The sequence below is a fragment of the Tahibacter sp. genome (assembly GCF_032229445.1).
Classification (GTDB): Bacteria; Pseudomonadota; Gammaproteobacteria; order Xanthomonadales; family Rhodanobacteraceae; genus Tahibacter.
In genome coordinates this window covers 145,690-151,962 of record NZ_JAVTWC010000125.1, presented here as the reverse complement: position 1 = coordinate 151,962, position 6,273 = coordinate 145,690, and the positions used below count along the sequence as shown (strand labels likewise).

At 64.8% G+C, this 6,273-nt stretch carries 6 protein-coding genes; all 6 read right to left on the bottom strand.

The features are described from left to right. Nucleotides 1–2,054, bottom strand: a 2,054-nt coding sequence (locus tag RUU78_RS24050; protein WP_313920307.1) for a tetratricopeptide repeat protein, incomplete at its 3' end; no start/stop codon positions are given. Nucleotides 2,055–2,085: 31 nt separating this feature from the next. Beyond that, entirely contained in the window at nt 2,086–3,969 is a 1,884-nt protein-coding gene (htpG, locus tag RUU78_RS24045) for a molecular chaperone HtpG (protein WP_313920306.1), read from the bottom strand. 135 nt (nt 3,970–4,104) lie between these two features. After that, nucleotides 4,105–4,488 (bottom strand): 50S ribosomal protein L19, encoded by a 384-nt coding sequence (gene rplS, locus RUU78_RS24040; protein WP_313920305.1) that lies wholly within the window; start codon nt 4,486–4,488, stop codon nt 4,105–4,107. A gap of 23 nt (nt 4,489–4,511) precedes the next feature. Further along, entirely contained in the window at nt 4,512–5,321 is an 810-nt protein-coding gene (gene trmD / locus RUU78_RS24035) for a tRNA (guanosine(37)-N1)-methyltransferase TrmD (protein WP_313920304.1), read from the bottom strand. Between the two features lie 14 nt (nt 5,322–5,335). Further along, nucleotides 5,336–5,851: a ribosome maturation factor RimM gene (rimM, locus tag RUU78_RS24030; protein WP_313920303.1), complete on the bottom strand. Its 516-nt coding sequence runs from the start codon at nt 5,849–5,851 to the stop codon at nt 5,336–5,338. A gap of 12 nt (nt 5,852–5,863) precedes the next feature. After that, on the bottom strand, nt 5,864–6,127 hold the full coding sequence (gene rpsP, locus RUU78_RS24025) for a 30S ribosomal protein S16 (protein WP_313920302.1): 264 nt from the start codon (nt 6,125–6,127) through the stop codon (nt 5,864–5,866). Nucleotides 6,128–6,273: the final 146 nt, after the last annotated feature.

The following is a 6,273-nucleotide window of genomic DNA, read 5'->3' as shown; positions in this document are numbered from 1 at the left end:
CGCGGCGCGCGCGCGCGCAATTGCGTGCGCAGCGACTCGTTCGCCGCCGTGTCGTCGAGCAGATGCACCGCAGCGGCGATGTAGCCGTCCTCATCAACGGCAATACCGTGTGGCAGATCGAGCAAACGCAGCATGCCTGCGGTTTGGCGCGACCGCAGGAACTCGCCTTCCCAGGTCACCACCGGAGCACCGACATGGCAGGTGTCCAGACTGGTCGCACCGCCGCAGAACCATGGCGTGTCGAGGATCAGGTCGGCGGCGGCCACCTGATCCAGGTAGTCCGCGTAGTGCGTACGCGGCCGCAGCTGCAGATGGCGCTGCGGATCCAGTCCATTGGCCGCGAACGCCGCGCCGACCCGCGCAAGAAAACGCCGCTCCAGCGGCTGCACGCCCGCTGGCCCGGTAAAGAGACCGATGCAGGCGCCGGTTTCGCGCGCGAGCCGTGCGAGCGTGACATCGAAGGAGGGAATCAGCTTGGTCAGGCTCTGCAGGCACAACAGCTGGGGCGGCTTACCCGATGCGCGCGGAGTCCAGCGCGAGCGGGCCTGCAGCGATGGCTGCCGCGGCAGCGCGCCGAGACCGGGTAAGCGCAGCAATGGTTCGTGATAGTGGGTATCGGCTTGCGGCGATTCCAGTGCCGCGCTGCTCAGGAATCCGCTGAAGCCATCGAGGCCGCTGCTGACCGGATGGCCGTAGGCGAGATATTGGCGCGGCGCCAGCGGCAGCGCGGCCAGCACATGCATCGCCGGATCCATGCCGACGTCGAGCAGCACGACGACATCGAGCGCGGCAGCGCGAATCTGCGCGGCCACGGCTAGCGGTGCGAGCGGCACGTGACGGTACTGCTCGACGCTGCGCGCAATCCGCGCCGTGGTGCCGTCGCTGATGTTGCCGCAGTGAAACGCCCAGCGCTCGAATCGCTGTGGGTCGAGTTCTTCGAGCCAGCGGCCGAAATACCGCGTGATGGTGTGTTCGCGCAGCTCTGCGCTGACGAAGCCCACGCGGATGCGGTCGACTACCGCGCGCGTCGCCGGCGGCTCGGCGAGTTCGCCGCCGGCCGCACAGACGATGCGCTGCACGAGTTCGCCAAAGCGGCGGCCGAGCGCGCGGTTGTCGCGTGGCTGGTAATGCAGCGGAAACGGCAGTACACGACCTATCGCGGCATGCGCCGACGCGATCTGTTCTGCCGTATCCAGGCGCAGTTCTGCATGGATACGTTCCAGTTGCACGCTGAAGCGCTCGCGCGCGGCATCGATCGCATCGTCGCTGCCCATCAGCGCAGGCAAGGCCAGTGCACCCAGCCAGTCTATGGTGCGCTGCTGCGTGTCCGGCATCACGGCAGCGCGGCGCAACGTGGAAACACCGGTATCGAAATCGCCCGCTTCGATCTGCGCCTGGCCGAGATCGGCGACAAGGCCGGCGCGCTGCGGAGTCAAGGCGACCGCGCGCTCGAGCGCAGGCAGCGCCGTAGCAAGGTCGCGACGCTGACGTGCCGCGCGCGCCAACGTACGCAACGCGGCCGCATGCACAGGATCGCGTCGCACCGCCGCCTGCGCCAGTTCCTGCGCGCCTGCGGCATCGCCGCCGGACAGCGCCAGATCGGCTGCGCCGACATAGAGGTCGATCTCGCCGGGCCGCAGCGCGATCAGCCGCTGCAGCAAGATCAATGCTGCCGCGTTGTCCCCGCCGCGCGCGAGCAGACCGGAAAAATTGCGCAATGCATCCGCATGACTCGGATCCAGTTCAAGCACGCGCCCGTAAGTGCCGGCCGCAGCACCGCGATCGCCGTCGATTTCCTGCAGGTAGGCCAGATGAAACAGCACCGCGACGTCGGCCGGCCAGCGCTGCGCTGCCGTCTGGAGCAGCTGCCGTGCGAGCTCTGCCTGTCCTGCCTGAAATGCGGTAACCGCGGTCTGCAGCCATAGACCTGGCTGCTGCGGCTGCCACTGCAGGCACTGCCGCAGCGGCGCCAGGGCCGCCGCGGCATCGTTGCGCTGCAGTGCTGACTGAGCCTGCTGCCAGGCCGCATCAAAGGCCGCGCGCGTACCGCTCATGCGTCCGGCAAGCGGCGCGGCAGGTGCTGCATCAGGCTGCCACCAGCAACGCGTTGACACGCCGTACAAAGCCGGCTGGATCGTCGAGCTGGGCGCCGTCCATGAGCTGGGCCTGTTCGAACAGTAGCTGGCTGAACTCACCCGCACGCGTCGGGTCGGCTTCGGCTTCGATGCGCTGGACCAGCACATGCTGCGGATTGATCTCGAGGATCGGCTTGCTGGCCGGCGCATCGTGCCCCGCTTCGCGCATCAGGCGCTGCATGTGCGAGGCCATGTCGTATTCGTCGAGTACCAGGCAGGACGGCGAGTCGGTCAGACGCTGGCTCACGCGCACATCGCGCACGCGCTCGCCGAGAAGCTCCTTGAGCTTGGCGATCACCGGCTCGGCGGCCTTGGCCGCGTCTTCACGCGCCTGCTTGTCGCCGCCGCCTTCGAGCGCGTCAAGATCGAGATCGCCCTTGGCCACGTTGCGCAGCTTCTTGCCACCGTATTCGCTGAGATAGCCGAGCATCCATTCATCGATGCGGTCGAACATCAGCAACACTTCCACATTGCGAGCGCGCAGCGCTTCGATCTGCGGGCTGCCCTTGGCCGCGCCGTAGCCGTCGGCGCTGATGTAGTAGATCGCTTCCTGGCCGACCGGCATGCGCGCGATGTAGTCGTCGAGCGAGACGGTGCGCGCCTGCCCTTCGGACGCGGTGGAGGCGAAGCGCAGCAGTTTCGCAATGCGCTCACGATTGGCGCCGTCTTCAGCGATGCCTTCCTTGAGCACGTTACCGAAGCTGTCTACGAAGGTCTGGAACTTTTCCTTGTCGTCGGCGGCGAGCTTTTCCAGCATGTCGAGCGTGCGCTTGACGCACGCGGCACGGATCTGCGCGACGAGGCGGTTGTCCTGCAGGATCTCACGACTCACGTTCAGCGGCAGGTCGTCCGAGTCGACCACGCCACGCATGAAACGCAGATAGGACGGCAGCAGCTGCTCGCTGGCGTCCATGATGAACACGCGGCGGATGTAGAGCTTGAGGCCCTTCCGCTCGTCGCGTCCGCTGAACATCGCGTCGAACGGCGGTTTGGACGGCAAATACAGAAGCAGGGTATAGCTCTGCGAACCTTCGACGCGGTTGTGCGTCCAGGTGGCCGCGTCGCTGAAATCGTGCGACAGCGACTTGTAGAAGCCCTGGTAGTCCTCGTCCTTGAGCTCGGACTTGGAGCGAGTCCACAGCGCCGCGGCGTGGTTGACGGTTTCAAACTCGTCGGTGGACTTGCCGTCCTTCTGCACTGGCAGGCGGATCGGGAAAGCGATGTGGTCGGAATACTTCGAGATCAGGTCGCGCAGCTTCCAGGCCCCGAGGAATTCGTTTTCGCCTTCCTTCAGGTGCAGGATGACGCTGGTGCCGCGCGGAGCTTCGATCGCGTCGATGGTGTATTCGCCGCTGCCGTCTGACTCCCAGCGCACGCCTTCGGCGGCCGGACTGCCGGCGCGACGCGTGATCAGGGTGACCTTGTCGGCGACGATGAATGCGGAATAGAAGCCGACACCGAACTGGCCGATGAGCTGGGTGTCCTTACGAGCGTCGCCGGACAGTGATTCGAGGAAGCGTCGCGTACCCGAGCGCGCGATAGTGCCGATGTTCTCGATGACTTCGTCGCGGCCCATGCCGATGCCATTGTCGCGCAGGGTCAACGTGCGCGCATCGGCGTCAAAATGGATATCGATACGAAGCTCCGCATCGCCTTCGGTCAGCGCCGGGTTGGCAAGCGCCTCGAAGCGCAGCTTGTCGCAGGCGTCCGACGCGTTGGAGATGAGTTCGCGCAGGAAGATTTCCTTGTGCGAATACAGCGAATGCGTGACCAGGTGCAATACCTGGGCGACTTCGGCCTCGAATTTGCGGGTTTGTGCAGTGGTCTCAGTCATGGTCTCTATCGTGTGTGAAGTGGACGTAGCCGCGTGTTTGGGGGCGCGGTCAGCAGTTTCAACGGCCAGGAAGGCCTAAATCCACAACGCAAAAAGCCGCCCGGGGGCGGCTTTTTGCTGATGACGCGGAGCAGACTACTCGGACTTCTCAGATTTCCCGGATTTGACAGGCTTGCCCAGGTCTTCCTGGATACGGGCAGCCTTGCCTTCCAGGCCGCGCAGGTAGTACAGCTTGGCGCCACGCACTTTGCCACGACGCTTGACCGACACCGAGTCGATCACTGCGCTGTGGGTCTGGAATACACGTTCCACGCCGGTGCCGTGGGAAATCTTGCGCACGGTGAAGGCGGAGTTGAGGCCGGCATTCTTCTTGGCAATGCAAACGCCCTCGTAAGCCTGCACGCGCTCGCGATTGCCTTCCTTGACCTTGACATTGACGACGACGGTATCGCCGGGGCCGAAATCCGGCAGGGAACGCTTGATCTGGGCGGCTTCGAACTGCTGAAGGAGGTTGCTCATGACACTCACCAATCTGGTCTGAATTATCTTTCCGGCGCCGGGCCGGCCCTTGGCTCTTGGTGCGGCGCAACCGTAGGCGGTTCCGCCGTACCGGCCGCGAGCCACTCGCGGCGAAATTCTTGCAGTAACTCGCGTGCCTGTTTGTCCAGCACAACCCGCGCGAGCAGATCGGGACGGCGCAACCAGGTCCGACCCAGCGATTGTTTCAGGCGCCAACGCCGGATCATCGCATGGTTTCCCGATTGCAGCACGGCGGGCACATCGCCCAGTTCGTGCTGCATCGGTCGCGTGTAGTGCGGGCAGTCGAGCAGTCCGTTCGAAAACGAATCCTGTTCGGCCGACGCCGCGTCGTTCAGCGCGCCTTGCTGTAGCCGGCCAACCGCATCGATCAGCACGGCCGCCGCCAACTCGCCACCGGACAGCACGTAGTCGCCGATGGATATTTCCTCGTCGACCTCATGCGCCAGCAAGCGCTCGTCCACCCCTTCGTAGCGACCGCAGAGCAGAATCAGTCGTTCCTGCCGCGCGAATTCCACTACTTTCGCCTGAGTCAGCCGCGTACCCTGCGGGCTCAGGTAGATCGTCCTTGCCGCTCCCGCTGCCGCCTGCCTTGCGGCAGCCAGCGCCGCACGCAGCGGCTGGATCAGCATCACCATCCCCGGACCGCCACCACAGGTGCGCCCATCGACAGTGCGGTAATTGTCAGTGGCGTAGTCGCGCGGATTCCACGCTTCGACGCCCAGCAGGCCGCGCTCCTGCGCCCGGCCGATGACACCGACCGCCGCGCATTGCCGCACAAACTCGGGGAACAGCGTGATGACGTCGATGCGCACCGCGCTGCCCTCGCTCAGAAATCCGGATCCCAGTCGACGACGATGCGCCGCGAATCCAGATCGACCTGCTTGATGTACTGCTCAAGTACGAACGGAATCATCCGCTCGCGCTCGCCGTCGCGAGCCACCAGCACATCGTTGGCTCCGGTCGCGAACAGATGTGAGACACGACCGAACGAAACGCCTTCCACGGTTACCACGTCCAGGCCTTCGAGATCGGTCCAGTAGTACTCGCCGTCTTTCGGCTTGGGCAGCGACGAACGCAGAACCCAGACTTCGGTACCGATCAGCGCCGCGGCCTGGTCACGGTCATCGACCCCAGGCAGCGTGGCCACCATGCCTTTGCCCTGTTCGCGCCCGCGGCACCCACGAATTTCCCGCTCGGCAACCGCGGATTTCAGAATCCATGGCTGATACCGGAATATCTGCAGGCGCGGGTCGGTCCAGGACTCGAGCTTTACCGCTCCAGTCGTTCCCGACACCCCGACTATCCGGCCGACGAGAACGCGGCGTTCGACTTCCGCGCTCATGCGTCGTGCCGCTTAGGCAGCCGCCGCAGCGACCTGCTTGGAAGCGCGTTTGAGCAACGCACGGACCTTTTCGGTCGGCTGCGCGCCCTTGGCGATCCATTCGTTCGCACGAGCGACATTGAGTTCCAGAGGAACTTCCTTGCCAGCGGCGATCGGGTTGAAGTAACCCAGGCGTTCGATGCTGCGGCCATCACGGGCATAGCGCTCGTCGGCAACCACGATGTGATAGAACGGACGCCCTTTGGCGCCGCCGCGGGACAGGCGAATCTTGACCATTGCTTGATCTTCTCTATGAGAATGGGCCAGTCGCGGACGCAACGAGCCCCAGGAAACGCGGCATTCTATGCGAAGGTCCGCGAAATTCAAAGCGGGGTCGCCAAGAATACCCCATCCAACGCGACCGGCCCAGCGCAACCTGCACG